This window comes from Bradyrhizobium sp. Ken01, from assembly GCF_055807355.1.
In genome coordinates, this window is sequence record NZ_JBVVPC010000066.1 from 1 (window position 1) to 25,868 (window position 25,868).

Annotated in this window: 21 protein-coding genes and 2 pseudogenes; 11 read left to right on the top strand and 12 right to left on the bottom strand. The window is 58.8% G+C overall.

Annotation, left to right across the window (positions count from 1 at the left end; translation table 11 throughout):
* From AC0L3S_RS35960 to AC0L3S_RS35970, 3 genes are all read right to left on the bottom strand, one after another.
* Positions 1–192 (bottom strand): CoA-binding protein (locus tag AC0L3S_RS35960; RefSeq protein ID WP_473284551.1); only part of this gene is annotated, 192 nt, incomplete at its 3' end.
* 135 nt (positions 193–327) lie between these two features.
* The gene (locus tag AC0L3S_RS35965) at positions 328–1,473 is read right to left on the bottom strand and encodes an acyl-CoA dehydrogenase family protein (protein ID WP_259219353.1); all 1,146 of its coding nucleotides are present in this window, start codon (positions 1,471–1,473) and stop codon (positions 328–330) included.
* A gap of 43 nt (positions 1,474–1,516) precedes the next feature.
* Positions 1,517–2,716 carry an acyl-CoA dehydrogenase family protein gene (locus tag AC0L3S_RS35970; protein WP_259219352.1) on the bottom strand — a complete coding sequence of 400 codons (1,200 nt, stop codon included), beginning with the start codon at positions 2,714–2,716 and terminating at the stop codon, positions 1,517–1,519.
* A 1,075-nt stretch (positions 2,717–3,791) separates the two neighbouring features.
* Between AC0L3S_RS35970 and AC0L3S_RS35975 the strand changes: the two genes are divergently transcribed.
* The 5 genes from AC0L3S_RS35975 to AC0L3S_RS35995 all read left to right on the top strand — a co-directional run bounded on the left by AC0L3S_RS35975 (position 3,792) and on the right by AC0L3S_RS35995 (position 8,411).
* Positions 3,792–4,124, top strand: a complete 333-nt coding sequence (locus tag AC0L3S_RS35975; RefSeq protein WP_259219351.1) for a non-heme iron oxygenase ferredoxin subunit — start codon at positions 3,792–3,794, stop codon at positions 4,122–4,124.
* A gap of 99 nt (positions 4,125–4,223) precedes the next feature.
* A complete protein-coding gene (locus AC0L3S_RS35980; protein WP_259219350.1) occupies positions 4,224–5,354 on the top strand; it encodes an amidohydrolase family protein in 1,131 nt (376 codons plus the stop codon).
* Positions 5,351–5,701 (top strand): Rieske (2Fe-2S) protein, encoded by a 351-nt coding sequence (locus tag AC0L3S_RS35985; protein ID WP_374762387.1) that lies wholly within the window; start codon positions 5,351–5,353, stop codon positions 5,699–5,701. The genes AC0L3S_RS35980 and AC0L3S_RS35985 overlap by 4 nt, the downstream gene beginning before the upstream one ends.
* A 229-nt stretch (positions 5,702–5,930) precedes the next feature.
* A complete protein-coding gene (locus AC0L3S_RS35990) occupies positions 5,931–7,139 on the top strand; it encodes an NAD(P)/FAD-dependent oxidoreductase (protein WP_259219349.1) in 1,209 nt (402 codons plus the stop codon).
* A 1,077-nt stretch (positions 7,140–8,216) separates the two neighbouring features.
* The gene (locus AC0L3S_RS35995) at positions 8,217–8,411 is read left to right on the top strand and encodes a hypothetical protein (RefSeq protein WP_456652737.1); all 195 of its coding nucleotides are present in this window, start codon (positions 8,217–8,219) and stop codon (positions 8,409–8,411) included.
* A gap of 9 nt (positions 8,412–8,420) precedes the next feature.
* On the opposite strand, the gene istB is transcribed toward AC0L3S_RS35995, so the two are convergent.
* The 7 genes from istB to AC0L3S_RS36030 all read right to left on the bottom strand — a co-directional run bounded on the left by istB (position 8,421) and on the right by AC0L3S_RS36030 (position 18,028).
* Positions 8,421–9,182, bottom strand: a complete 762-nt coding sequence (istB, locus tag AC0L3S_RS36000; protein ID WP_007592724.1) for an IS21-like element helper ATPase IstB — start codon at positions 9,180–9,182, stop codon at positions 8,421–8,423.
* 19 nt (positions 9,183–9,201) lie between these two features.
* Positions 9,202–10,743 (bottom strand): IS21 family transposase, encoded by a 1,542-nt coding sequence (istA, locus tag AC0L3S_RS36005; protein ID WP_259219348.1) that lies wholly within the window; start codon positions 10,741–10,743, stop codon positions 9,202–9,204.
* A 1,199-nt stretch (positions 10,744–11,942) separates the two neighbouring features.
* Positions 11,943–12,869 (bottom strand): 3-hydroxyacyl-CoA dehydrogenase NAD-binding domain-containing protein, encoded by a 927-nt coding sequence (locus AC0L3S_RS36010; RefSeq protein ID WP_259219347.1) that lies wholly within the window; start codon positions 12,867–12,869, stop codon positions 11,943–11,945.
* Between the two features lie 160 nt (positions 12,870–13,029).
* Entirely contained in the window at positions 13,030–13,221 is a 192-nt protein-coding gene (locus tag AC0L3S_RS36015) for a hypothetical protein (RefSeq protein WP_259219346.1), read from the bottom strand.
* A 354-nt stretch (positions 13,222–13,575) separates the two neighbouring features.
* A complete protein-coding gene (locus tag AC0L3S_RS36020) occupies positions 13,576–14,694 on the bottom strand; it encodes an ABC transporter substrate-binding protein (protein WP_259219345.1) in 1,119 nt (372 codons plus the stop codon).
* Between the two features lie 331 nt (positions 14,695–15,025).
* Entirely contained in the window at positions 15,026–15,829 is an 804-nt protein-coding gene (locus AC0L3S_RS36025; RefSeq protein ID WP_259219344.1) for a class II aldolase/adducin family protein, read from the bottom strand.
* Between the two features lie 669 nt (positions 15,830–16,498).
* Complete coding sequence (locus tag AC0L3S_RS36030) at positions 16,499–18,028, bottom strand: acetolactate synthase large subunit (protein WP_259219343.1); 1,530 nt, start codon at positions 18,026–18,028, stop codon at positions 16,499–16,501.
* 337 nt (positions 18,029–18,365) lie between these two features.
* Here AC0L3S_RS36030 and AC0L3S_RS36035 point away from each other — a divergent pair.
* The 6 genes and pseudogenes from AC0L3S_RS36035 to tnpC all read left to right on the top strand — a co-directional run.
* Positions 18,366–19,274, top strand: a pseudogene (locus tag AC0L3S_RS36035) (transposase family protein); the annotation flags it as partial.
* 444 nt (positions 19,275–19,718) lie between these two features.
* Positions 19,719–20,552 carry an alpha/beta fold hydrolase gene (locus tag AC0L3S_RS36040; RefSeq protein WP_473284556.1) on the top strand — a complete coding sequence of 278 codons (834 nt, stop codon included), beginning with the start codon at positions 19,719–19,721 and terminating at the stop codon, positions 20,550–20,552.
* Positions 20,553–20,639: 87 nt separating this feature from the next.
* A complete protein-coding gene (locus tag AC0L3S_RS36045; protein ID WP_259219341.1) occupies positions 20,640–21,440 on the top strand; it encodes an enoyl-CoA hydratase/isomerase family protein in 801 nt (266 codons plus the stop codon).
* A 178-nt stretch (positions 21,441–21,618) separates the two neighbouring features.
* Entirely contained in the window at positions 21,619–22,020 is a 402-nt protein-coding gene (gene tnpA / locus AC0L3S_RS36050; RefSeq protein WP_259219340.1) for an IS66-like element accessory protein TnpA, read from the top strand.
* Complete coding sequence (tnpB, locus tag AC0L3S_RS36055; protein WP_231188510.1) at positions 22,017–22,364, top strand: IS66 family insertion sequence element accessory protein TnpB; 348 nt, start codon at positions 22,017–22,019, stop codon at positions 22,362–22,364. The genes tnpA and tnpB overlap by 4 nt, the downstream gene beginning before the upstream one ends.
* A 45-nt stretch (positions 22,365–22,409) precedes the next feature.
* Positions 22,410–24,062: an IS66 family transposase gene (tnpC, locus tag AC0L3S_RS36060; RefSeq protein WP_259219338.1), complete on the top strand. Its 1,653-nt coding sequence runs from the start codon at positions 22,410–22,412 to the stop codon at positions 24,060–24,062.
* Between the two features lie 487 nt (positions 24,063–24,549).
* On the opposite strand, the gene AC0L3S_RS36065 is transcribed toward tnpC, so the two are convergent.
* A complete protein-coding gene (locus AC0L3S_RS36065) occupies positions 24,550–24,705 on the bottom strand; it encodes a hypothetical protein (RefSeq protein ID WP_259219337.1) in 156 nt (51 codons plus the stop codon).
* Between the two features lie 593 nt (positions 24,706–25,298).
* A pseudogene (locus tag AC0L3S_RS36070) lies at positions 25,299–25,868 on the bottom strand (MmgE/PrpD family protein); the annotation flags it as partial.

Genomic DNA, 25,868 nt, shown 5'->3' on the forward strand with positions numbered 1-25,868 from the left:
GTCAGGCGCCTCGGGCAGATCGGCCACCGAGCGGAATGCCCTGCGGCCAGCGACTTCCTCTTTAGTGGGATGCACCGGCCAAATCTCGCCCGCAAATTTCATCTTAATCGATTGCGTGACGGTAGCGGCTGCTTGCCGACCTCCGAACACTGCGATTGATTTCGGTCGCAGCAGACGTTCCAGCCTATTCATGAATCTGGCTCCGACAATGCTCGTTGGTCCGACCCTGAGGTCTGGCGCAACGCAACGATGGCGTTGACAACAGGACGTTCCGTTTGATCAGTGCAATCACATCAAACTTCTTGAACTTTTGGTTCAATTCGTTTGCTAGCCACTGACCCCTCCGAGCGCAGCAAGTCGCTCCAAGTGATGATCTGCGTCGCCGAGCACCGTGTCGATCATGATCACATGCTTAAAGTAGTGACCGATGCTGTACTCCATGGTCATTCCGATGCCGCCGTGAAGCTGGATCGATTGATGCCCGATCGCCTTTGCTGACCGGCCGATCTGGACCTTCGCCGCCGAAATCGCGCGCTCGCGTTTGGTGGCGTCGCTTTCGCCGGCCATAAGCGCAGCGTAGATGGCCATCGAGCGTGACTGTTCGAATTCGACAAACATGTCGGCTGCCCGGTGCTGCAGCACCTGGAAACTGCCAATCTTCTTGCCGAACTGCTCGCGCGTCTTGAGATAGTCAACCGTTAGGGCATTCATTTTAGCAAAGGAGCCGACGGCTTCTGCACAGAGCGCGGCGATCGCCTCGTCTGCTACCCGCGAAATCACTGAGTACGCTTCTGCTGGATCGCCAACTACGTTGATTGCCTCAACTCGGACATTCTCCAGTCTAATCTCGGCCGCGCGCAAGCCGTTCTGGGTCGGGTAACCGAGGCGCCGTAGGCCCGACGAATTTTTGTCAACCAAGAAAAGGCCTATCCCATGCTTTTCTCGAGCGCCTCCGGCCGTTCTTGCCGATATGACGATCTTATCGGCTATATCGCCATGGAGGACGAGGCTCTTCGTGCCATTCAGGATCCAGCCGTCGCCATCCTTCCTTGCTTGGGTTTGAACGTCAAAGAGGTCGTAACGCGAGTGTGGCTCGGCATAGGCGAAGGCTAACTTCGTTCGGCCTCCCGCGATGGCCGGAATGAGTTCCGACTTCTGCACATCACTCGCCGCATGACGGAGGAGGCCACCGGCAAGCACCACGGTCGCGAAATAGGGCTCGAGGATCAGCGCCCCTCCAAACGACTCCATAAGGATCATGGTCTCGACCGGCCCTCCGCCGAACCCGCCATACTCCTCGGCAAACGGCATCGCAAGGAGCCCGAGTTCGGCATAACGTGACCACATCGACTCGCTGTAGCCCCGCTCCTGCGCCTGATACATCCGGCGGTCTTCGAATGTATAGTTGTCGAGCATTAGCCGATCGATGCTGTCCTTCAGCAGGCGCTGCTCTTCCGATATATCAAAGTTCACTGGAGACGTTCTCCTGAACGGGGGCGCGATCCCCCCCCAAAAACTAGAGGCCAAGGATCGCCTTTGCGATGATGTTCTTTTGAATCTCGCTGGAGCCGGCATAAATTGTCACCGCACGGCTGTAGAAGTAAGCGGGCGCAATCAACGATGCCCAATCGGGGCCGATCGACGACTCACTAGGGCACTCGCGCTGCTCTCGGGAAATTTCGGGGAGCGCGTAAGGACCGACCACATCCATCAGAAGCGCAGTCGTCGCCTGCTCAATTTCCGAGCCCCTCAGCTTGAGAATGGAGCTGGCGGCGTCTTGCCCGCCATTCTGCTGCTTCGACGCGCTAGAGACCACTCGCAGCTGCGTCATTTCGAAGGCTTTCAGCTGGACTTCGACTGCCGCAAGCTTCTCACGGAAGGTTTGCTGGTCGATAAGACGCTTGCCGCCTACGTGGCACCGCGCAGCAAGATCTTTTGCACGCTGGATGCGCGCCTTGGATAGGCCGACTCCCGCGTCGCTAAAGCGTTCGTTACCGAGGAGAAATTTGGCATAAGTCCAGCCCTTATTCTCCTCACCGACGAGATTGTCGGCGGGAACGCGGACGTCAGAGAAGAAGACCTCGTTGACATCGTACCCACCGTCAATCAACCGGATGGGACGCACACTAACACCGGCCGTTTTCATGTCGATCAGGAGGAACGAAATACCCTCCTGCTTCTTCTTTGCATCGAGATTGGTTCTAACTAGGCAAAAGATCCAATCGGCATATTGAGCCCCCGTCGTCCAGATTTTTTGCCCGTTAACCAGGTAGTGATCGCCGCACCGCACCGCCCGCGTTTTGAGTGAGGCGAGGTCGGAGCCCGCGTCGGGCTCTGAGAAACCTTGGCACCACCAGTCCTCAGCGTTCGCGATGCGCGGCAGAAAATATTTCTTCTGAGCGTCATTGCCAAACGTATAGATGACAGGGCCAACCAAAGACACGCCGTAGCCGAACGTAGCCCACGCGGGAAACGCTCGCACCTCTTCTTCAAAGATGTATTGTTTTAGAGGGGACCAACCGGCACCTCCGTATGCCTTTGGCCAGCTAGGAACGCCCTTTTTATGCAGGATACGCGCTCCCATAGCTTTCTCGTCTTTTGTTAGCTCTCCACCGTTGAGCAACTTGTGCCGTAGCTGCTCCGGCACGTTCTCGAGCAGGAACTGACGAATTTCGAGGCGGAACTTTTCTTCTTCTTCTGTAAAAGAAAGATCCATCTGGCTTCCCAACCACAATCTAAATCAAGCGTTTGTTGGCAATAGGTATCACTGGCCTAAATCGCATTTTGCGCAACGTAGTATCGGTTCGCGCCTAAATCCTGCGCCTTTAAGGATCGGATGAAGCAAATCGTGGCTGCCTGACCTTCGCGAGCGCTCCGCGCCGAGTTGAGCACGGCGAAGCCGAGTAGCGTATGGAGTCTGCGCCTGATGGGAGACGTTCTATGGAACCAAGCCGGAGACCGGTGGCGATATGGGCTTGCCTCTAGGCTTAGCGTGATGGGACGATCTGGGAGCTGCACGCGTCACAATGTGGATCGCGTCAAAGAGTGTCAGGCACTCATAGCCTCCCCGGATAAAGGTCGGCCGCGATTTATGAAGGGCTACCCGCGTTACCGCAATAATCCCTATGTGCTTTACGCTAAAGCCCTCAAGACTGTCATCGGTGTTGCATTTCTCTCGGATCGGGGGCCATCCGATCGCGATCACATTCTTGGCTTCGCGGCACCTCTTGTCGAGCACGCATCGCACATAGGTAAAATTGTCGATGTGGCGTTTAGTTAGACAAAGCAAGTAGTGGGCGAGCTCGCAAAACGATAGCAGATCGCTTGAAAAACGGGACGTATGCGGTGGTGTCTCCAGGTGGCCTGAGCACCACATCCATCGAAGTGCTTGATGCGGCAGCAATGTTGCAGGCGGCTTTTTTGCGGGCGGGGACTCTGATCAGACGCTCGCAGGGGTGTCTCTTAGACGCGACGCTCCTTCGAACTGCAAACCAGGATCGTCCGATCAGATGATCCGGGGGCGCAGCCCGTTACATCACCCATATAGTCTTGCAGGATTTGTGCGAATCTTACCGGATTTTTGCGGTCTTTGGGCGCCGTCGCGTGCTATTTCTCAGAGACCAGCAGGGTCGGCATATTGACGCGAGTTTGGTTTCATCGGGGTCCGCTTTCCCACTATGCGGTGGCTCTCCCTGCACTGTGCCATTATCTCGCTGCGTCGAGCAAGGCATCTCGCCTTATGAATACAAGCTCCGCAGATATTCTTCTCCCGTGACGAGAGGGTCTCAGGCGTGCAGGTTATCAGGGATGCAATGTCCGATAATTGGGTGACGGTGATTAGCGCCGGTAAGGTGCCGGCGGGCGAAATGATAGGGGTCGAGCTCGGCGAGCTGCGACTAGCAATCTTTAACGTGGCCGGCAAATTCTACGCGACCTCGAACGTCTGCACGCACCAATTTGCATTGTTGACCGATGGCTGGCTGGCGGATTCGGTTGTTGAATGTCCCCTGCATGGCGGCCAATTCGATGTCACCTGTGGCCGCGCACTCGGCGGTATCGTCGATTGTGATCTCCAGACATATGCAATTCGTGAAATCGGCGGAGTTCTTCAGATCGGCGTTTAGACGCCGCTTCCTGATGCTACCGGAACGGCCACGCAACAGAACAACGACTTCGCAAATTGATGTCATGACCGGGCCGAGCCCCTTTTATGGTAAGAAAAGATGGAAAATAGAGTTCTAGAGCATCAATCGCGAGACCGACAACCTTCGCCCGTCCAAAAGGATCTTCTCATCGATACGGATGTACATGAGAGCCTAAGATCCGGGGCTGATCTTCTTCCTTACCTACCCTTGCAGTGGAAGGGGCATATCACCGAGCGTGGTTGGAAAGCGACAACAGCACCGACCGATCATCCGTACCCTTCGCCGTCAGCAGGGCCTGGCGCAGTCAGGAAGGACTGGCTGCTGGAAGATCGTACCTATGCTCACGACCTACAAACGCTTCAGCGGCATCTCTTCGATGGCGAGGGAGTAACCCACGCGATACTTAATGGGATGTTTTATCCATCAACAATGAAGGGCGGATTCGGGTTCGCGGCCGCGCTCGCTAGCGCATATAACGACTGGCAGATCGACAACTGGCTCGATAGAGATGATAGGTTTCGGGGGTCGATCCATTTGCCACCGGCGGATGATCCGGCGGTCGCCGTCCAAGAAATTGAGCGCAAGGCGTACCATCCGGGATTTGTGCAGGTTTTTCTGCCGAGCTCGAGCGACGTTCAATGGGGTGATCCGCGCTATCACATCATATACGAAACGGCGCTTAAGCATCAATTAGTAGTCACCTTCCATCACAGCGTCGATACAAGGACGGGCATCGGTTGGCCCAGAACTTTTATAGAATGGCACACTCTCGCTGCTCCGCAGGCAGCCATGAATCAAATCGCAAGCTTAATATTCAACGGCGTGTTCGACAAATTTCCTGGGCTGAAGGTTGTCTTTCTCGAGCCTGGAGTTGGATGGGTGCCTTGGTTCATGTGGCGCGCTGACCAACAGTACCGTGAGGTGCGCCTCGATGTTCCATGGGTAAAGCGACTTCCAAGTGAGTATATGCAAGAAAACGTCAGGTTTTCCACTCAGCCATTTAGCGATGTCAAACCTGAACACATGGCGCAGATGATTGAATGGATTAAAGCGGATCGTATGTTTATGTTCGCAACAGACTATCCGCACTATGACGCCGATTCAGCGGATTACGCCATTTCACCCAAGCTGCCCGCAGCGCTGCGCGAGAGGATTCGGTACCGCAACGCGTTGGAAACATATCCGCGGCTGAAGGATTTGGGACGATGAAGCATATACTATTTTCGCTGGACGAATTGCCTCAAGGGCAGATGCGAGCCGTGGAGGTGGAGGGTCGCCCTCTCATTCTAGTTCATACCTCGAACGGAACGATGCATGCATTGTGGAATAGATGTCCTCATTATGGCGCAATCCTATCTGATGGGGTGCTGGAATCTATGCTCACAAGCGATAGTCCCGGAAGTTACGAAATCGCCGAAGGCCGCTTTGTTGTCCGCTGCCCTTGGCACGGCTATGAATTCGATGTCGAGAGGGGTCGCTGTCCAGCCGATCCGCGGGTCTTCGTCAGAACCTTCAACGTCGAAATCGAAAATGGTCGTGTCGTAGTCGATATGTAGCTGCGGCCGCTCTTACACGCCGAAGCGATCTAGTTACCTGGTGATTGCGAGGCAGACAAAAACACCTAACCTTCGGCTCCTGGAGGGCGAGCATTGTCTATCGTCACCTCACGCTGTTCCAGACGAAGTCGGCCTCGACGCTTAACATCAATGAGCAGGCCGCGCGGCTGCAGGAATAGTCGAAGCACGCGTGAGAGTCATCGAGGCTCAAGTCCGATAGGGCAGTGATATGAATCGGTTTGTTGTTATTGGCGCCGGCCCAACAGGGCATCATGCAGCTCTCGAGCTAAGACGTATAGATAGTGGGGCGCACATCACTCTTATCAGCGAAGAACATGAACCACCCTATGATAGGCCTCCTCTATCGAAAAATGCACTTTCCCACAGCGCCTTCCACGAAGAAAAGCTGAGGTTGCTCCGCTCGGGCATTTACGCCGACCTCGCGATCGAGCTGCTTACTGGAACGCGGATCACCGCGCTTGACCGGTCCGCCGGCATCGCCATTGCACAATCAGGCAAATCCTACTGTTACGACCGCCTATTGATCGCAACTGGCTCAAGTCCGCGGCGACTGGACTTCTACGCGGCGCGGACCACGGGCGAGTACCTTAGAACAGTGGATGATGCGAGACACCTACGCAAGGTTATCTTTGGCCGGGGCAGGCTGGCCATCATTGGGGGAGGCTTTATCGGCCTTGAAATCGCTGCTGCAGCGCAATCGCGTGGCTGCGACGTAACTGTCCTTGAGGCATCTCCGCGGGTCTTGACGCGAGGGATGCCAACATTCGTCAGCGACTGGGCTTTACAGGCTCACCGCCAAAAAGGCGTGAACGTGAGGTTGGGCGTGTCGATTACGGAGGTCAAACGTCTTCCCGACCAGAGGTACGCGATCGTCGTCGACGGCGAAATTCTTTTGGCGGACGCGGTCGCAATTGGCGTCGGCATCATTCCGAACACCGGCTTAGCGGTGGAAAGCGGGCTGAATGTCGACAATGGAGTCGTCGTCAATCGATTTTGCGTCACATCTGATCCAAGGATCTATGCCGCCGGCGAGGTGTCCAGCCATCCTTATGGGCCGGACGGGAGGCTCCGGCGGATCGAATCCTGGCAGACCTCAATCGATCATGGACTGACTGCGGCGAGGAATATGGCAGAGGTGCCTACCAGTTTCGTAAACGTACCCTGGTTCTGGTCTGATCAATACGACTACAATGTTCAGAGCATCGGCTTTCCGGATGAAGCTGTGCAGTACCGGTTCTCTGAACACTCGACAGCAAACGCTTGGACTCTCATCGGCCTTGGGGAACGTTCTGAGATCATTGGCGCTGTATCGGTCAATCGCGGCCGGGATATATCTATACTGAAGAGGGCGATGCAGACGACCGGTAGATTGCCTGAATCGTTACGCTTGTCACAAAACGATGCCTTCTGTGTCTAGCCAAGCGTCGGCGCAACTCACCTTTGATTGGACGCGCCTCGGGGGCGATTGTCGAGAACGAGGTTCGAGGATGTTGTCGCTGAGCGCCTCCGTGGAATTCCTACGGCGTGGGCCGCCTTTAGGATCGCCGGAACGTACCCATACGGCGTAGGCCGCGACGATTGGATTATTCTGACGGCCAAAGCTCAAGCAACCCCGGATCTACTTTATAGATCGGATGAGTTCGATGAGGCGCTCGATGCCAAGGTCGGTAAACGCCTGGACGCCGTCTTCGATAACGCCAAAGACCAAATGGCCCCGTCTCAATTTCCATTCCATTGGCGACGTCTCGCAGCCGATCTTCGTCTTCGCCGAGGTACCTCGCGACCTTGGTGATTGGACCTTGTTGAGTGGATGGTCATCCTCCGTCTGACCGCCATTAGATCCTTCTTCAGGTTTGTGTAGTTCGAGGTTCCAGGTACGCATCCGTGCGGTCCGCAAGCTGGTTTGATCATTTCCGTCGCTAGCACGTGAGCTGCTTGGGGTTTCCTTGTAGAACCTGACGAGTTCAGATCAGGTTTTCGATGCAAAAGTCGGTGAGCGCTTGAGTTCGCCGGCGCCAAGACCCGGATTAGGCCGATCCATCTCTATTGCAACTGGCGCAGCCAGTCTTCGTCTTGACCGAGGTCTTTTGCGACCTGGGTAATGGTGGTGTCGTGAAGCTGCAAGCAATGACGTCGACCCTCTTGCCTATCTCTGGGACCGTCCCGACGGGGATCGTCAACGGTCATCCCAACCGCGACATCGACGAGCTACTGCGTTGGGCATACCGTACTCAGTCGCTAATGACCGCGGCCTGAGAACTGCACTTGCGGTCCGAGGGGTCGCGCGTCCTAATCGAGATCATTCACGACCTGGGTGATAGTGGTGACCTACTTTTTGACGAGCGTGGTTATGCTGCTGACTCGCCAACTGATACGCGACTTCCGCCGCGAAATCACAGACCGAAGGCGAGCTTGAGGTGGTGTTCGCTGTCGCGCGCATCCCAGTTCCGGCCCCAGGAGCAACGTCAGCGCGGATACCGGCTCGATTACCTGCATGCCCCTGAGAGGTGAGTACATCGGCAAGGGCAAGGCCGCCTGGACTTATAAGTTCGGCGTGAAGACCTCCATCGTCGAGGGTGCGGATTCCGGGGATTGCGGCCAGGGATTCCGATTGAACGCGACCATGCATTCCGATCGAAGGCGGCCACCTGTTCCGACGAAGGCGGCCGGAGTGTCGTTGCCGGCATGAGGAGTTGGGTCAGGTTTTCTTGGCTGCGTCAAGATTGGCGCGCTGCGCAGTGATCTTTCGCATGCTGTCTCCCTTGAGTGTGAGGCGGTGAGCATTGTGGACGAGCCGATCCAGAACGGCGTCGGCGATGGTCGGGTCGGCGATGACCTCATGCCAATTTTCGATCGGCACCTGGCTGGTGATGATGGTCGATCCGCGCTGGTGTCGATCGTCGACGACTTCGAGGAGATCGCGACGCTGCTCGCCGGTAAGCGGTGCGAGGCCCCAATCATCGAGGATGAGCAAATCGACCCTCGATAGTGTCTTGAGGAGCCGCGCATAGCGTCCGTCCCCGCGGGCGAGCGCAAGAGCTTCGAACAGCCTTGGCAGGCGATGATATAAGACGGATCGATTATCGCGGCATGCCTTGTGGCCGAGTGCGCAGGCGATCCAGCTCTTGCCGACGCCGGTCGGCCCGGTGATGAGCAAATTTTGCTTGCGGCTGATCCAATCGCCATCGACGAGCTTGGCAAAGAAGGCGCGGTCGATGCCGCGCGGAGCGCGCAGATCGACATCTTCGACGATTGCGGCCTGCCGTAGCGAGGCGAACTTCAGGCGCACGATGAGCCTTTTGTTCTCTCGCTCGGTTGCTTCGCGATCGATCATCAGGCCGAGGCGCTGCTCGAAGGTCAGCGCGGTAACGTCCGGTTGGCGTTGCTGATCGTCGAAGGCCTTGGCCATGCCGGCGAGCCCGAGAGCAGCGAGACGTTCGTGGGTGTGGTTGCTGAGCATAAGGTCTCCTTGTTGGTGGTCAGTGGTAGTAGCCGCGGCCACGGATGTTGCCGTGCTGGATGGGATCGGCCTCGGGGGCGGTGTCGGGAAGGAAGGCTTTGTCCAGGCCGGTCTTGAGGATCGAGGCGATCGACCGATAGCTCGCTGAGCCGATGCTGATCCCACGGCGGCACGCGGCTTCCAGACGTTGCGTCCCATAGGTCTTTTCCAACCGCAGGATGCCGAGACAGGATCGGAAGCCCTGCTCGGGATGGGGCTTTGTCCGCATGATCGCCTGGCACAGCGCGATCGTGGACGGACCGATCTTCTCGGCGGCGGCCAGCAGACGTGCCGGCGTCCAGAAGGCGTATCGGCGATGTGCGCTCGGCATGTGCTCGGGGATCGTGGTGTGGCGGCGCCTGACGCCTGAGCGTGCGTGGCTGGCGATCCGGGTGCCGCGATGGAACACCTCGATGGTTGCCTCGGTGGCCCGCACCTCGACGACCTGGCGGATCAGGCGGGATGGCACCGAGTAGAAGTGCCCCTGAACCTCGACATGGTAATCCGGCGCTACACGGGCACGACGCCATTCGGCGTACTGATAGGGTTCGGCCGGCAGCGGCATCAGGGCCGGACGATCGATGGTGTCGAAGAACTCGCGGCGGCTGGCACCGAGCTTGCGCATCAGGCGGGCGTTGAGTTCGTCGACCAGGATGCGGATCGCAACGTTCAACTCGGCGAGCGAGAAGAAGCGCCGGTTGCGCAGCCGCGCCAAAATCCATCGCTGGACGATAAGAACCGCCGCCTCCACCTTGGCTTTGTCGCGCGGCTTGCGGGGCCGCGCCGGCATAATGGTGGTGCCGTAATGGGTGGCAAGATCCTGGTAAGTCCGGTTGACGCCTGGCTCGTAGCGGCTTACCACCGTCACCCCGGCCTTCAGATTGTCGCAGACGAGCGCCTTCGGCACTCCGCCCAGGAAGGTGAGCGCATCCACATGGGCGCCGATCCAGTCGGGCAGCGCCTCGCTGAACCGGGCTTGGACGAATGTGTAGTTCGACGCTCCCATGACCGCGACGAAGATCTTGGCGGCGCGCACCTTCCCGGTAAGCCCGTCGAACACCGGCACGGTATCGCCGGCGAAGTCCACGAACAGCTTTTCGCCGGCCGCGTGGGTCTGCCGCATGGTCGCCGTGATGCCGTGGCGCCATTCGACGTAGAGGTCGCAGAACCGGCTGTAGCCGTAGCCGTCGGGATGATGGCCGCGGTATTCCTCCCACAGCAGCGCCAGCGTTACGCTGCGGCGGCGCAACTCGGCATGGACATGCCCCCAATCCGGAAGCGGCTTCGATCGCGGCGGGTTGTAGCCGGCTGGCGCAAACAGCTTGCGCTCCAGTGCTGTGTCGTCGAGCTCCTCCGGTATCGGCCAGGTGATGCCGATCACCGCGGCGCGGCGGACATACTCCGCGATCGCCGTGCGACCGATCCCGACCGATCGGGAGATCACCCGATCGCTCACCCCACAGGCATACTTCAGGCGTAGAACTTCTCGAATCTTCCGCATCGGCAATCTCTCGGCGGGCATCGGACCTCCCATTACGTGAACCGCAAAAGGAGGGACCTTGCCCCGTTCAGATTGCCGACAACGCCCCCCGTCTCACCCTATCAACAGGGTGGCCGCCTTCGTTCGGATTGGGTGGCCGCTTTCGATCGGAATCGCTGGCCGCCTTCCGTCGGAATCGGTGGCCGCTTTGCCTCGGATTCCGCATCGAGGGCGAGTGACGCCCGGCCATCGAGAAGCGGCGTCTTGGTCGCTTGTGGCTTCCCTGGGACCGAATGATTTCGAGGCCGCGCACGGTCAGTTGCGGAAGATCCCGCGATGGCTGTTTGTACTGCGCCTTGCCTACCTCGGATATCCACCTTCGCGTAGGTGTGTGATGGCTTTCGTCTCGCAGCAGCAGCTTGCCAATCTCTGACAAGATTGCATCGGGAGAAGCTCGGTGGCAAAACGTGTCCGAATATGTGCGCCATGGTGGGCGAACCACGGATGCCGCGCGCTCCAAGTCGGCCTCGGCGATCATGGTAAAGCGCAACCGGATGCAAAGGCGATATGAGGCGCCAGCGTGAGCAGAAACAGCCGGCGACACGACGGTGTCGGGCGGCTATCAAGCCGGTTCGCAAAGACGGCGGCGTCGGCACCTGGAGCATCGGCATCGGCGGTCGCTACCGGCCCTCCGCGATAAACATCTCACCGGATCCTCGGTCGGCTTCATCGCTTCATCCAGGTTCAGGGTGGCGACCTCCAACCCGTAAACCGAGCTTGGCCAAAGCGTTACACGAGGGGCTGGCGCGATCCCGGAGTCCTATCGCAGTGGCCGATCGGAACGATGGAGGACATTCTGAACTTGGGCAGCGGACAGACAGGTCGGCAGGCTTCCTAGCTTTTGCGGACCAAGTTCAGGCACCAAGCCAACGAGCCCGTCCCTGACGAGAAGTCCCGCGCAGAGCTCGACGTGCTGTCCGTGGAGTCCATTCTTCGGGGGCGCCGGTAGTCGGCTCCTGCCCAAATAATCTTCTGCAATACCCTGACCTTCGCAACTGGAAACGGAGGCACAAGAAATACTGCGCAGATCCAATTACATGCCACCCACGCCGGCAAACACAGCCTCGGATAGTCGGCATAAACCGGCAATATGAACTGCATCCACTGCAAGTTACGTTACGATGCGGTTGTCCGGCTTTGAGCGCTGACCCAAGCAGTACGCAAGGACCGGTCTTGCGCGCTCACGCTGAAGGTCCCATGCGGCGCGCCTTAAGGATGCGGATGATGTTTTGGTCCCGCCATTCTTCAAGTTCTTCCATTGAGGCGCCTGGTGCAAATTTCTGTACGGTCGCACGCAGGTCGTCCTGCGCCTCGACCGAGCCCTTCCAGCCGAACAGCTCGAACATGTGTTCGATGCCGCCAAGGCCGCCACCAAGGTTATAGTATTGACTTACCCCCATAAAAGCGAGACGGATTCCGAAACTGTTGACAATGACGTCATCGATATCCTGGAACGCGCAATACCCCTCCTCGACCAAGCGGCGTGCTTCGTCGAGGTAGCCTGACTGAAGACGATTGCCGATGTAGCCTTCGATCTCCTTCTTCAGCACGACCGGCCGTTTGCCGATAGCGATGAAGAATTCCCTTGCCCATTGTACCGCTCTGTCCGACTTGCCAGGAATAGCGAGAAGCTCGACCAGCGGAATGAGATAGGTGGGAACAAATGGATGGGCCACGATAACCCGCTGCGGAAACTGGCAATCGGCCGCGAGGTCAGATGGAACGAACTGCGACGAAGAAGTCGCCAAGACAACGTTTGCCGCTGTCTTGACGTCGAGCTCGGCGAACAAGGCCATCTTGGCGGGCTTATCCTCGATTATGCTCTCCTGAACGTAGCTTACCCCATCGAGCGCCTCCTCGATCGTGTCGTAGATCAGGAGTCTGTCGAGGCTTGCGTTCGGGGCGAGATCGAGCTGTGACAGACGCGGCCATACCGCTTCGATATTTGCCCGGAGCCGCGCTCTCTGCTGTGGTGCCGGGTCGAATGCCCGCACATCAAGCCCCCGCGACAGGAAATAAGCCGCCCAGCCGCCTCCGATCGTTCCCGTGCCTATGCAGGCGACGGACTTGACGGAGTGTGGATCATGAATTGGGACGTAAGTGGACACCTCAGAGTTCCTTTCGGTTTGGCTGCACGTCCCGAAGAAAGCGCGTTTCTTCGGGACAGCTTTTGGGGCCATCATCTTGTCGAAGCCAAAATGCGATTGCGAACCTTTCGCAGGCGGCTCATCCCTTGCGCAGCAGTGCCGTCAGTCTGCCCCCTGGAATTCAGCCCATTGATTGCAAAAGAAAAAGCCTTCGATCTGCGCGGGCCACGAACGCGGTCTGCGCGACCACCTTGCTATCTACAATCTTGTTAACCAAGCTCCGCTGCGTCGTCTCCTTGGTATACATCGAGCAATGCGTCAGCATCAGGTCCATCGCAATATCGTAGCCAACACGCAATGTCAGACGTTGCATTGCACCGGCATCCCGGATCGAGTCTCTCTTGGCTGCAGGCGAGTGTGGCCCGCGGCCCGGAGACTTTAATCCTGCGCAGCACGAAATTCGGACTACAGAGGGCACTTCGCCGATTCGAGTTCGTGGCTTTTGGGGATCAGCAGGGGGCGCAAACAGGACGGCATCGCGGTAGCGCACACTCACATTCCGTTAAAGTGAAGTCTGTCGAACGGATCCAGACAATTTGGCTCCAAATCTGGGGCGTATCCTTCGAAGGAATCCCGAGAGCCTGAAGGCCGCGCGCTCATGTGGGTCGAGGCACCCGAAGGGAGCGCGTGAAATGGCTTGGCGCTCAAGTGCGAACCCCGACAAGCTCTAATTGACCAGCCATTTAGTCCAGCGCTCAATGAGCACTTCGGTATTGCTCTTGCCGGACGTGGATTGGCCTCCCCAAAATGCAAGGTTTGTGAAGAATTGTTTCTCCAGATTCGCAGGAGCCGTGGAAAGCAGGCCGACCGCCTTAGGATCGATATACTGGAACGCTGCGCGGTTCAGCGGACCGTAGAACATAAGGCTATTGAGGCGAGCTTGCGCTTGTGCAGTGGCTTGGTAGGCGACAAACCGCATCGCTGCGGCACGGTTTTTGGTGCCTTTTGGCACAACCCAGTGAAGAGGGCTGAGCTGTGCCTCGTCCCAGCGGTAATTCACGCCGGTACCGTCGCTCGCGTGGGCCTGCAAATTGCCATTATACCCCGAGGACATTGCGACCTGACGATCCGAAAGGAGCTGAGTTGCCTCCGTTCCCTCGACCCAAAATTTTGTTACATGAGGTCTAATCTGATTCAGTGACGTAAATGCTTTCTCGAAATCAATCGGGTAAAGTTTGTCCTTAGGAACCCCGGACGCCAGCAACGCAAATTCGATTGCAGAAGTACCTCCTCTTGCACATGACTGAAGCGAGCGCGCTCCTGGAAACTTGCTGGCGTCCCAAAACTCCGCCCACGTGCTCGGCCGGGGCTTTCCGGCGGGGTATTCAGCCGTTGAGAACCCCATAACGGTGCTGTAGGCAAACGAGCCCGCCGCAAATTTCATCTTTGCCTCGGGGACAAGATTATCCAAAGTCTCTTTGTCGAACGCGTCATAGTCGATTTCTTCAAGATACTTCGCCGCGTCAGGTCTGAACGCCGGGCTTGATAACTCCAGGGCATCCCATTCTACGTTACCAGCGTCGACCTGCGCTTTGAGTTTGGCCGCATTTGGCGGAGATGCGTAGGTTACCTTTATGCCCGTCTCGCGCTGGAATGGCTCGATAACCGCTTTTCGCAATGCATCTTCATACACTCCGCCACTAGAGACTACCACCAGCGAAGACTCTTGCGCGCGCAAAATGCGCGGACTGCCAATCACCAGAGCTGCTCCGCCGGCCGCAGCGCCAATTTCCAACAGCGCCTTGCGCCGGGTTGGTTTCTGCGAGTTGTGGATATCAGACGTCATGAGCTCTTTCCTCTAGGTCGTGATTGTCATTGGATCGGCAGGCGTGGTCATGTGCAGCAAAGCCGACGTCATCTAATGCTTTACGAATTCTCATTGGCTGGAGCGCGCTGCCTCAGCCGAGGCCATCCATCTCGCCAATCGCAATCAACCCCACTCGTTCGTCGACCTGGAATCGCAGAAGTGAACCGCGGCATGGGCCCGTTGGCGATCGAACTCCTGCAACTACTGCCATTCGTACAAACCTGCAGGTGCCTCATCGAGGAGGTGTCAAACATTTGCTTCTCTAACCACACGAGCGGAGAGAAAGTTGGACTTCAGACGGTTCTCACATCTACTGCCGCCAGTCCGGGCCTCGGCCTTTGAGTTGGCGCAAGGCGGCGCGCCAGTCGGCCATTCCGAACTGAGGCGAGGCGCGTACGACCTTCATATATCGTGCAGAGTCCTCGACTACCTCGGGCTCGATCGGCGCCGGTGTCTCGCCCATACTGCGGGCAATAATCTCGACTTCGCAAGCGCGATCCAGCATGTACATTCGTCGGAGTGCGGCTTGGATGGTGGCGCCGACAGTGAGCAGTCCGTGATTGCGCAGTATTAGGGAGTCGCCCTTCTGACAGGTCGCGCCAAGCGCATCTCCCTCCTCCTGCGCGCCTGCGGCCAACGAGCCGTACTCGTGGTAAGCGAGTTCATCATAGACCGAAAGCGCATCCTGGCTGATAGGCCTTAGGCCCCTCTTCAGCACAGAGATGCCAGTGCCGGGGCGCGTATGGGTGTGCATGACGCAGTTGACGTCAGGCCTGGCTTTGTAGACTCCACCGTGAATAATGAAGCCCGCCGGGTTAAACTCACCACCAGCAGAAAGGATGTTGCCTTCGATGTCTACTTTTACAAGGCTCGATGCGGTAACCTCACTGAAGAGATCACCGTAGTTATTAATCAGAAAACAGTTCGGTTCGCCCGGAATGCGCACAGAGAGATGAGTGTTGATCGTGTCGGTCCAGCCATACATGTCGCAGATGCGGTAAAGCGCGGCGAGATCGCAACGGATCTGCCATTCTGCGTCGGTCACCTTCGCCTGTTCCTGGTGGACGACTTGAGCCATCAAGCGGGCTGCTCCATCTTCGGAACGAGCTTTCATTTGTCTTCTCCAAGCAAGGCATGACGGACACGATGTAACCTCTACCCCGGGTCAAGAGCCGCGTTTCTGCAATATGGGGCTGTGGGCGCAGAAAATCTGCGCTTCACCTAAAACCAAGGCTCCATAAGATCACGAACGAAAGACAGGGGTCAAAGAACAAAGGGGACCGCATCTGCGATCGGCGCGCGGCTATATCACTTGGCGCGCCGCGCAGGTTCCTCCATGCGTCAAGATCAACGTTCGATTGGCAGTTGCCGTATCATCTCACGATATTTGCGACTACCGCCGCTCTGCTGCCAGTGCCCTCCTGGTGTTCACGTTAATGCTCTGGCGCTGGAGATGTTGGACGCTACCAGGCGTCGAGCCGTCCAGCAAAGTGTAACCGTTGCAGGCGCCATCGGATAGCGCCTGACCTGCAGCACGAACAGGCCACCGGGCGACCGATATTGGGGCCCTGCGCAACCAAAGGTCGCGCGCCCATCCGAAAGTGTCACAATCAGTCAGAATGAGGTTTAGTTCACGGCCAAAATTCTAGACCTTCATCATGAGGAGCGTCTCTTGCGGCACGTCGCGAACCATGAGGCCGAGCGCGTCGCAACAGGAGGACCGGCCATATCGGTACGAACTGCAGTCGCCGCCAATCAGCGTTTTCCAGGCTATCACGCGAAACTAGAGAACGATCTCAATGAGACGGGGACCACGATTTTTCATCGCGCTGGCGAATTGGCTCGCGAATTCTCCTACCGAAGTTGCGCGGCTTGCCTCCAAGCCCATGCCCGACGCAAGCTTGACCCAGTCCAGCTCGGGATTGTGCAAATCGAGCATCGAAAGGGCCTTGGGTCCGGCATCTCCGGCTCCGACGCGCGCGAGCTCGATGTTGAGAATCCCGTAGGAGCGATTGGCATAGATTACCGTGGTAACGTCGAGCGATTCTCGTGCCTGCGTCCATAGCGCCTGCAGCGTATACATTGCGCCGCCGTCACCGTGGACACAGACAACTTTTCTATCCGGACAGGCGATCGCGGCGCCAGCGGCGACGGGAATGCCCTGCCCGATCGCGCCGCCGGTCAGGGCAAGATGATCATGCGGCTCGATAGTGGCTGCAAATCGATGAAAGCCCACCTCGTCGGAGATGATGGCATCCCCGGGAAGAAAATGGGCGATGACCTGTCCGGCGGTCTGTGGATCGAGCGGTCCGATCGGAAGATCTGGCTTGCTCAATGAACCGACATGCAATGGTTGCTTCGCCGCCTTCACAGCGTCAGCGAGAGCCTCCAGAGCGGCTGTTCCATCCTCGTGAGCATGGGCGAGATATAGAGTTTTGCAGCCCTCGGGCGTACACCATGACGGTTTGTTTGGATATGCGAAGAAGCTCACCGGGGGGCTCGCGCCTACCAAGATTAGTTGCTCTGTCCCCTTCATGAAATCAACGATCCGCTCGGCGAAATAAGGAATGCGTTCGATCTGCACACGTCCGGCGCCGCGCTGGCAACGTGGTGCGAAGGTATCACAAGCAATCTGCACACCCGTCGCCGCAGCCACGCGGCCGGCCGCATTGAGCCCGCGCTCCTTCAATGCGGCTCCGCGGATCAGCATCATGGTCTTGCGGCCCGATTTGAGGGCCATGGCAGCCTGGTCGATCGCCTCGGCGGAAACCATCGCCGGCTTCGGCTTCGGCAAACCCGGCGCCGGGCAATCAGCCTCGAGCCACGCCGTATCGGCAGGTAGGATCAGCGTCGCGATCTGACCAGGATATTGCAACGCCGCCTGCACGGCACGCGCCACGTCCGCGCCGACAGTCTTGGCGCTTGGCGACGAATGCACCCATGCCGAGACGGGTCGGGCGAAACCATGCACGTCAGACGCAAGCGGCGCATCATATTGCTGATGATAGGTCGCGTGGTCACCCACGATATTGACGATCGGCGTCGCTGCGCGACGGGCGTTGTGGAGGTTGGCGAGGCCGTTGGCCAGCCCTGGTCCGAGGTGCAGCAAGGTCGCGGCCGGCTTCTCCGCCATGCGCCCGTAGCCATCGGCCATACCGGTCACCGCACCTTCGAAAAGGCCGAGCACAGCCCGCATGCCCTGGACCCGGTCGAGCGCTGCAACGAAATGCATTTCCGACGTGCCAGGATTGCCGAAACAGACTTCGACGTCCGACCCGACAAGCGTTCGCAAGAGACTTTCTGCACCGTTCATGCCGCTTCCCCGTTGTGCTGTCGGTCGCCAGGCTCGTTATATACCCATCGCGCAATTTACGGCGAACCCTGCTACTCCGGCGCGCCTCATTCTTGACACCTCGGCAGTGTCCTTGAAGGAGCTAGCATTCTGCAGACGGTCCGCGTCGGGCACGTTCCAGGTCACCAACAGATCGTAAGAATATAATCATAGAGCGATGTCGATTCTCTCAAAACAATTGTGTCGCCCGCGCGCAAATCCAGCGATAATTCCTCTTTCTTGATGGAATTCAGCCATATACGTGTTTAGTCCCAAGCTTTGATGGTGCATTCTTGTTGCACGACTTGAAGCATGCGCTATGGGACAGGTTTCATATGACTGCGCCACAACGAAGGCAGTCCGTCGAGCGCTACAAAAGAGGGCCTGAGAGCGACCCGCAAGCGCCACGGGATCAACCAGAAGAGTGTCGCGAACTGGAAGCAGCGTTAGACGTCTCCGACTGTTCGACTGGCCTCAAGGAAGCCAAGTCCGCTGCTCTTAGCAATCAAAAAGGAGGCGATCATCGTCGGCTTCCGACGGCACACGCTGCTGCCACTCGATGATTGCCTCTAGCCCTGCAGCGGACCGTCCCGCATCTGATGCGGTCGTACCTGCATCGCTGCTCTCCAGCGTCACGACATCAGCCGATTGCCACAGGTCGAAGGTGGCAAACCCTCAAAAAGAAGTTCAAGGCTTGTCCGATCGGCTATTTCCACATCAACATCGCCGAACTCCAGACCGCTGAAGGCAAGCTTTACTTCCATGTCGCAATCGATCGCACCAGTAAGTAGGAGAACGGGGAGGACCTCAGCCTAGACATTCGTCCGCCGCCCCTAAAACATTCACATGGTGGTCACCGACAATGGATCCAGTTCACCCTCCTGCCGCGCTTTGCCGACGCCCCGACGGTAAGGCACGTGACGCACATCTTCGATATGCGATGCCAGGAAAACAGGATCAAACATCGGCTGGCTAAGATCAAGCATCCCTGGACCAATGGCAACGTCGAGCGCATGAACCGCACATCAAGAAAGCTACCGTTCATTACGACGGACACGATCAGCTTGGAGCTCCCCTTGCCGATTTCATTACCGCCCGACACCTAGGCTCGGCGGCTGAAGACCTGACGGGCCTCACGCCCTACGAATACATCTGCCAATGCTGGACTTCGCAGCCAAAACGATCCGAGCTCAACCCGCTCCAACAAATGCCGGGACTAGAGACCTACTGCGCTATGGCGCTTCTAGCTGGCGCTCTCCTGCGACCTGATCTATGCCTCCGAACATTCCTCATTCGCTTTGCGCAGAAGTCGCCGCGCGAGAGCTTGCCGCCAGCACCGCGATTAAGCTGCCCAAGCGCATTCCCTATGCATCACGAGAGAGCTCTACTCAGCTGCGTGGATCGGATGCCGCCGAGACGCATCGCGATTTGGCCTAAGCGGACTTGAAAAGGGCAAGACTGCACCAACAAGGGCTGCAAAATTATCAAGAGAGTCGACTGTGTGCATGATTCCGGCGCCCCGCGGGCCGCATTTAATGAAATCCGTCTCTAGAGTCCGCATAATATTCTTGAAATGACTAGCCTTGTCCATCGCTGCACTGGCCTAGGACACGACGGAGGCAATAAGACAATTGGTGACGCAGAATGGCCGTATGCAAGGACGTCGAACAACGTGCCCTGCACTATGAAGAAGCCGAACAGCGGCACGTCGAACTTGTTCTTGCGTGAGTTCGCCGCAGATCGCACCAACTGGGGACCGCAGATGCGGTATTTTTCGCAAGGCCATCGCTGCACCGCCTACTCGGCACGCGGCTACACGCCCTCAGACGTGCCGCCATCGAAGGATGTTTACACCTACATCCGTTTCTACACCGACGCACTCGTGGTGCTCGATCACCTGAAGATCGAGCAGGCCCACCTTGTCGGCCCGTCGATGGGCTCGTACTCGTCACTGCAGGTCGGCCTCAACACGAAGCGCGCGCTGGCGCTAACCTTCGCAGGTGAAGGCTCAGGTTCGGATCTCAAAATCTGGGAAACTTTCGCGCGCAGTGCCACGCGCACGACGAGCAGTTCGCGACCATCGGCGCCGACGGTGTTGCCAAGGCGACGTGCGAGGCGCCGAGCCGGGCTCCGTTCAAGGACCACGCGGGCAAACGGGTTTCTAGGACGCGCTGGCGCGGCACGATTCGCTCGACTCGGCCAACTGCACTCATTCATCGGCCGCCCCTCGATCCATACGCTGATGGGGGCGATCCGCAAAGTGTCGACGCCTGCATCAATCATCTGCGGTGACGACGACGACGATTGCATTGAGCCGAGCCTTTTCCTGAAGCGGCACTTGCTAGCCTCGGGATTCGCCATGGTTCGGAAGTCCGGCCATGTGCTCTATCTCGAGGAGCGGGCGCTATTCAACGAGATAGTCGAGCGGTTTATTGCGCTGGTCGAAGCCGGCCGCTGGCTGCCGCGCGATCCGCGCTCGATGAGCGAAGCGCTGAGGTCCTCCTAGCGCGAGCGGCTTAAGCTCGGTCCAGCAACGCAGCTCACGCGTGGGCACGGGCGATGACGCTTAGCTCCAACATAGAGGGATGCAGAGATGGCGGTAGTGGAAACAGAATGTCGTGGACAGGTTCTGCTGGTGCGGATGAACCGGCCCGAGCGGCTCAACGCCCTTAACCATGAGATGCGAATCGAGCTCGCCGATATCTGGACCGATTTCCGCCACAGCACCGAAGTCGAAGTGGCGATCTTGTCCGGTACCGGCCCGGGCTTTTGCGCGGGTGAGGATATGAACGAGTCGCTGCGTTCGGGCACACTCGGCGGCAAGCTGCCAGCCAAAGAGGATCCGTTCATAGCCGGCACGCTCGAGAAACCAGTGATCGCCGCAGTAAATGGTTTCGCTATGGGCGGCGGTTTCATGCTGGTCGAGCGCACCGACCTGCGGCTCGCAGTCCCCGAAGCGGTGTTCGAGATCTCGGAAGCCAAGCGCTGGCTGTTGGGCGGCTACAACCACGGCCACATTGCCAACCTGCCGTACCCGATCGCCATGGAGATGGCGCTTGGCTTTCGCTTCACCGCACAGCGCTTCTACGAGATCGGATTTCTGAACCGGCTAGTGCCGGCCGACCGCCTCCTGCCTGAGGCGCTGGCCACAGCGGAACATCTGTTGAGCCTGCCGCCGGCATCACGCGTCAACACCGTACACATGATGCGCCAGATGCGACCAGCGCCAACGGTACAGCAAGACAAACTGGCTATGGCACTGCAGGAGCATGGTGCCAAGAGCGACCTCATGGAATCGCGCGCCGCCTTTGTCGAAAAGCGCAAGCCAAACTTCAAGGGTTGGAACGACCCAAAGGACCGCTATCGCCTGCCGACGCTTGATTCAGCCAAGTAAGGCTGGGCCGGCGCAAGTCGGACGCCGCACGAACAACGTCTCTAGCGACATCGGCTTCGCGATGGGCGGCGTCTAGAGCCAACTTTCACGCAGCTCAAACGTATTCCTGCGTTGAGGGCCGCCTTGTTTGACGGACGCGAACGCTGCAGGTCCTAGGGGTAATCCTAGGAGAAGCGCTATGACGATTTCGAGGGCGGAGGTGATCACATCGGTCGAGCGGCGGCGCCGGTGGTCGCAGGATGAGAAGGAACGGCTTGTTGCAGCATCGCTCGAGCCCGGAGCCTGCGTCTCCGAGGTGGCTCGCATGGCTGGCCTTCATGTGAGCCAGCTGTTTAGGTGGCGCAAAGAGCTTTGCAAGCCCAGTGAAGCGAGTATAGCGCCGTTCGTGCCGGTCGAGATTGGGTCGTCTGTGCCGCCGCGGGCGGTGGCCGAAGCGCCATTGACGACGACGGCGGCGCGTCGACGGAAGAGCCATGGCATCATCGAGATCGACCTTGGTAGCGGGCACCGCATTCGGGTCGACGGCGACGTTGATGGAGACGCCCTGCGTCGGGTTCTCGAGGCTCTGGTGCGCCGATGATCCCGGTTCCGACGGGCGCGCGCGTGTGGCTTGCGACAGGCTACACGGACATGCGCCGAGGCTTTCCAACGCTGGCACTCCAGGTGCAGGAGGTGCTGCGCAAGGACCCGCTCAGCGGTCATCTGTTTGTCTTCCGCGGTCGCCGAAGCGATCTTGTGAAGGTGATCTGGCACGATGGCCAGGGAGCATGCCTGTTCACCAAAAGACTGGAGAGAGGGCGGTTCATCTGGCCTTCGGTTGCCGGCGAAGCAGTGACGATCTCTCCGGCGCAGATGAGTTACCTGTTGTCCGGAATCGATTGGCGCAACCCGCAAGAAGCCCAGCGTCCGACGCGGATCGGATAGCCGTTTTGGGTTTGAATCTGCTGCTTGATCTGATTCAATGGCTTCATGATATCGAAGCCGGACGAACTTCCATCGGACCTTGTGAGTGCCCTGGCGGCGCTGCAGGCCGAGCGTGAGGCGCGGCTGCTCGCCGAGGCGGTGGCTGCCAGTGCGCGGGCGGAGCTGTCGGACAACGCGGCGCTGATCGCGCATCTCGAGCTGCGGATCGAGAAGCTCAAGCGCGAACTGTACGGGCGGGGCTCCGAGCGCACGGCGCGTCTGATCGAACAATTGGAATTGGAACTCGAAGAACTCGCCACCACGGCGAGCGAGGATGAGCTTGCGGCTCAGGCCGCGGCGGCGAAGACCCAGAGCGTGCGCGCCTTCACGCGCAAGCGGCCGGTACGCAAGCCCTGGCCGGACGACATCGAACACGAGCGCATCGTTATCGAGGCTCCGACGAGCTGCGCCTGCTGCGGCGGATCGCGGCTCGCGAAGATCGGCGAGGATGTGACCAAGACGCTGGAGGAGATCCCGCGCCGCTTCAAGGTCATCGAGACAGTGCGCGAGAAGTTCACCTGCCGCGATTGCGAGAAGATCAGCCAGCCGCCGGCGCCGTTCCACGCGACGCCGCGCGGCTTCATCGGCCCACAATTGCTGGCGACGATTCTGTTCGACAAGTTCGGCATGCACATCCCGCTTAATCGCCAGAGTGCGCGCTTTAAGGCCGAGGGGATCGACCTGCCATTGTCGACGCTGGCCGACCAGGTCGGCCACGGGACCTTCGCCGTCATGCCGCTCTTCCACTTGATCGAACGCCATGTGCTTGCTGCCGAGCGCCTGCATGGCGACGACACCACCATCCGCATCCTGGCGAAGGGCAAGTGCAAGACCGGTCGGATCTGGACATATGTGCGGGATGACCGGCCCTTCGCCGGGCCAGCGCCACCGGCGGCGGTCTATTACGCCTCGAGCGACCGTCGAGGCGAGCATCCACAGAAGCATCTGGCCGCCTTCGCCGGTATCCTGCAAGCTGATTGCTACAACGGCTTCGAGCCGTTGTTCGATCCGCAGAAGAAGGTGCTGCCGATTACGCCGGCGTTTTGCTTCGCCCATGCGCGGCGGGGCTTCTTCGAGCTGGCCGACATCGAGAAGAACGCCCGGGAAGGCCACAGGGGCAAACCGGTCTCGCCGATCGCGTTGGAGGCGGTCAGACGCCTCGACGCTTTGTTCGAGATCGAGCGCGCCATCAACGGCCGCGGCGCCGACGAGCGGTGCGCCGTGCGCCAGGAAAAGAGCAAGCCGCTTCTCGAGGACATGCATGCCTGGCTGCTCCTCGAGCGCGAACCCCTCTCGCGCTCCTCCGAGGTCCTGAAGCCCATGAATTACATGCTCAGGCGCTGGGACGACTTCGCCCGCTTTCTCGATGATGGCAGGATCTGCTTGACCAACAATTGTGCTGAGCGCGCATTGAGAGGCATCGCCCTGGGAAGGCGCAATTGGACCTTCGCCGGCAGCCTGCGCGGTGCCGACCGCGCCGCCATCATGCTGACGATGATCACCACCTGTCGTCTCAACGATGTCGATCCCAAGGCCTGGCTCGCCGATATCGTCGCCCGTATCGCCGATCTTCCCGTATCGCGTCTGCACGAACTGCTGCCCTGGGAATGGAAGCTCCTCCGCCAAGGCGACACTCCCGCCGATCAGCAGGCTGCCTGATCTTCACGCAACGCCCTTCATAGAGCTCGTTGCGCTCGCGCGCATGCGTCAATCAGGCGGCCTTCGTCGTATGCGTACGCTCAAACTCGTCTTAAGTTCCTACCTACTTGCGGGCCCGGTACAATCGTCCGCGCTAATCCCGAAACGGTCGCCTCATGGCCTCCTAGGAATGAGTCTGTTGCGCTGAAGCAAATGCAGCGTCATGCTGAGGAGCGCGCATTTCACGGCACAGATCTCAACCGCTCGCGGCGGCTTCTGAAACCGGTGCTAGCTAACGCGTGAGACAAGCGTGGGATCCAATTTGATCCGAGCTACGCAGCCGCGCAATAAAAGAACATTGAGGCGCAGCATCAGCATGGTCGGTGTCGCGGCGAGGTGATTATTGCCGCGATCATTGTCGCTTGGCATCCAGATTGCCGCGCTATCAGGCATTGCGAGCAATGTCGAATTCAGTGCCACGACGGAGCGATAATAGTCTATCACGAGCTCAACTGATCCCACGCTTCCTGAACTCTCCAATTTCCGCGGCGCTATAGCCGAGCTCGCCGAGCTCGCCGAGCACAGCCTCGTTGCGCTCGCCGAACTCGGGCGAGATACCAAGCTTAGTCGGCGTGTCGGAGAACTGCCAACGCGTGCCGCGCACCTTCAGCTTCTAGCCGAGCTTGGGATAGTCGACGTGCTTGATATAGCCGTTAGCGATAACGTCGGGATCGTTTGACGTTTCGAGGAGCGTTTTGACGGGCGCGGAATGTCGGCGCTGCGCGGCTTAGCGACCACTTGTCGCGACTGCCGGTGGCAAAGAGCTCGCCGAGCAGCGCCAGCAACTGCCCCTTCACTGAACGAGGCGCTGATCCCCAGCCGCTCGGCGGTACTAGTGATGCGTGCTTGTCCCGAAACCGGGTTCTTGTTACGCACTTGGTGGTAATGAGGCTCTAGCCCACCAGGCGCACCACCGAACCGAGCAGAGACAGCTCGATTTCTGGCCGATCCCTGACGTGCGCACATAGATGAGTGCGCGAGCGCACCGCCAAAGGCCAGCATGGCGGTCGATTCGTCACCCAGCGAGGCAAATAACGGCGCGCATGGGATAGCCGGCCTGCGACTAGGCGTCAGCGATGCCGCCCAGCGCCTGCGCCATCGAATCGGTGCCTGGCAGGCGGTGGTTGGGCCCCGTCATGGTGCGGTCGGACCGTGCGAAGGACTTCCCTAAGCCGCCGATCTAACATCGAGATGTTGTCATTTTCCAGCTCCCTCTTTGAGGAACTGCGCGGCAGATGTCGCGCGTCGACTGTCCCTTTGTGATAGGGCAGACAGAAGCGGCAAGAAACCTGAGGTTTCAAGGCCACCAATCGCTGTGAGTACCTCTTCCTGCCATTGGGGGGAAACATTCTGTCCTGCGATGCTCCTGAACTTCTCCACGACCTGGTCGGCGGATAACGGGTTTGCGACATCTCCCAAGGGATGTCGTACGATCATTTCTTCCGGCCCGTTACCCTGATCCAGGACAACGCGGGCAGGTGTTCCGGCCGGAAACGCCGACGCGAAATCGGAAGCCGGCTCAAGCTCGATGCGCGCAGCCAAGTGAAGCACGCGAGCATCAGTGAGACGCTCAACTCGAACGGGTTGCAGAGCTTCGCGCCCGTACAAAGCGGCCAGTGCACAACTGAAATAGAAGCTGTACTGCCCCCCCTCCAGCGTGCTGGGAGCACGCTCATTTGCGAGGCGCATTGCTTGGTCGAACGTCTCGATGCGTAGCTTCCGGATCTCGTCCCCTTGCCGACGCATGGAAAGGATCGCGTCGATAGC

Excerpts from the sequence above, each read along its gene's own strand:
- istB (WP_007592724.1), bottom strand. The coding sequence starts at position 9,182 with ATGCTCAGCAACCACACCCACGAACGTCTCGCTGCTCTCGGGCTCGCC.
- AC0L3S_RS36045 (WP_259219341.1), top strand. The coding sequence starts at position 20,640 with ATGGCGGTAGTGGAAACAGAATGTCGTGGACAGGTTCTGCTGGTGCGG.
- AC0L3S_RS35970 (WP_259219352.1), bottom strand. The coding sequence starts at position 2,716 with ATGGATCTTTCTTTTACAGAAGAAGAAGAAAAGTTCCGCCTCGAAATT.
- tnpB (WP_231188510.1), top strand. The coding sequence starts at position 22,017 with ATGATCCCGGTTCCGACGGGCGCGCGCGTGTGGCTTGCGACAGGCTAC.
- AC0L3S_RS36020 (WP_259219345.1), bottom strand. The coding sequence starts at position 14,694 with ATGACGTCTGATATCCACAACTCGCAGAAACCAACCCGGCGCAAGGCG.
- AC0L3S_RS35990 (WP_259219349.1), top strand. The coding sequence starts at position 5,931 with ATGAATCGGTTTGTTGTTATTGGCGCCGGCCCAACAGGGCATCATGCA.
- istA (WP_259219348.1), bottom strand. The coding sequence starts at position 10,743 with ATGCCCGCCGAGAGATTGCCGATGCGGAAGATTCGAGAAGTTCTACGC.
- AC0L3S_RS36030 (WP_259219343.1), bottom strand. The coding sequence starts at position 18,028 with ATGAACGGTGCAGAAAGTCTCTTGCGAACGCTTGTCGGGTCGGACGTC.
- tnpC (WP_259219338.1), top strand. The coding sequence starts at position 22,410 with ATGATATCGAAGCCGGACGAACTTCCATCGGACCTTGTGAGTGCCCTG.
- AC0L3S_RS35985 (WP_374762387.1), top strand. The coding sequence starts at position 5,351 with ATGAAGCATATACTATTTTCGCTGGACGAATTGCCTCAAGGGCAGATG.
- AC0L3S_RS35995 (WP_456652737.1), top strand. The coding sequence starts at position 8,217 with ATGCCCCTGAGAGGTGAGTACATCGGCAAGGGCAAGGCCGCCTGGACT.
- AC0L3S_RS36025 (WP_259219344.1), bottom strand. The coding sequence starts at position 15,829 with ATGAAAGCTCGTTCCGAAGATGGAGCAGCCCGCTTGATGGCTCAAGTC.
- tnpA (WP_259219340.1), top strand. The coding sequence starts at position 21,619 with ATGACGATTTCGAGGGCGGAGGTGATCACATCGGTCGAGCGGCGGCGC.
- AC0L3S_RS35980 (WP_259219350.1), top strand. The coding sequence starts at position 4,224 with ATGGAAAATAGAGTTCTAGAGCATCAATCGCGAGACCGACAACCTTCG.
- AC0L3S_RS36015 (WP_259219346.1), bottom strand. The coding sequence starts at position 13,221 with ATGCAACGTCTGACATTGCGTGTTGGCTACGATATTGCGATGGACCTG.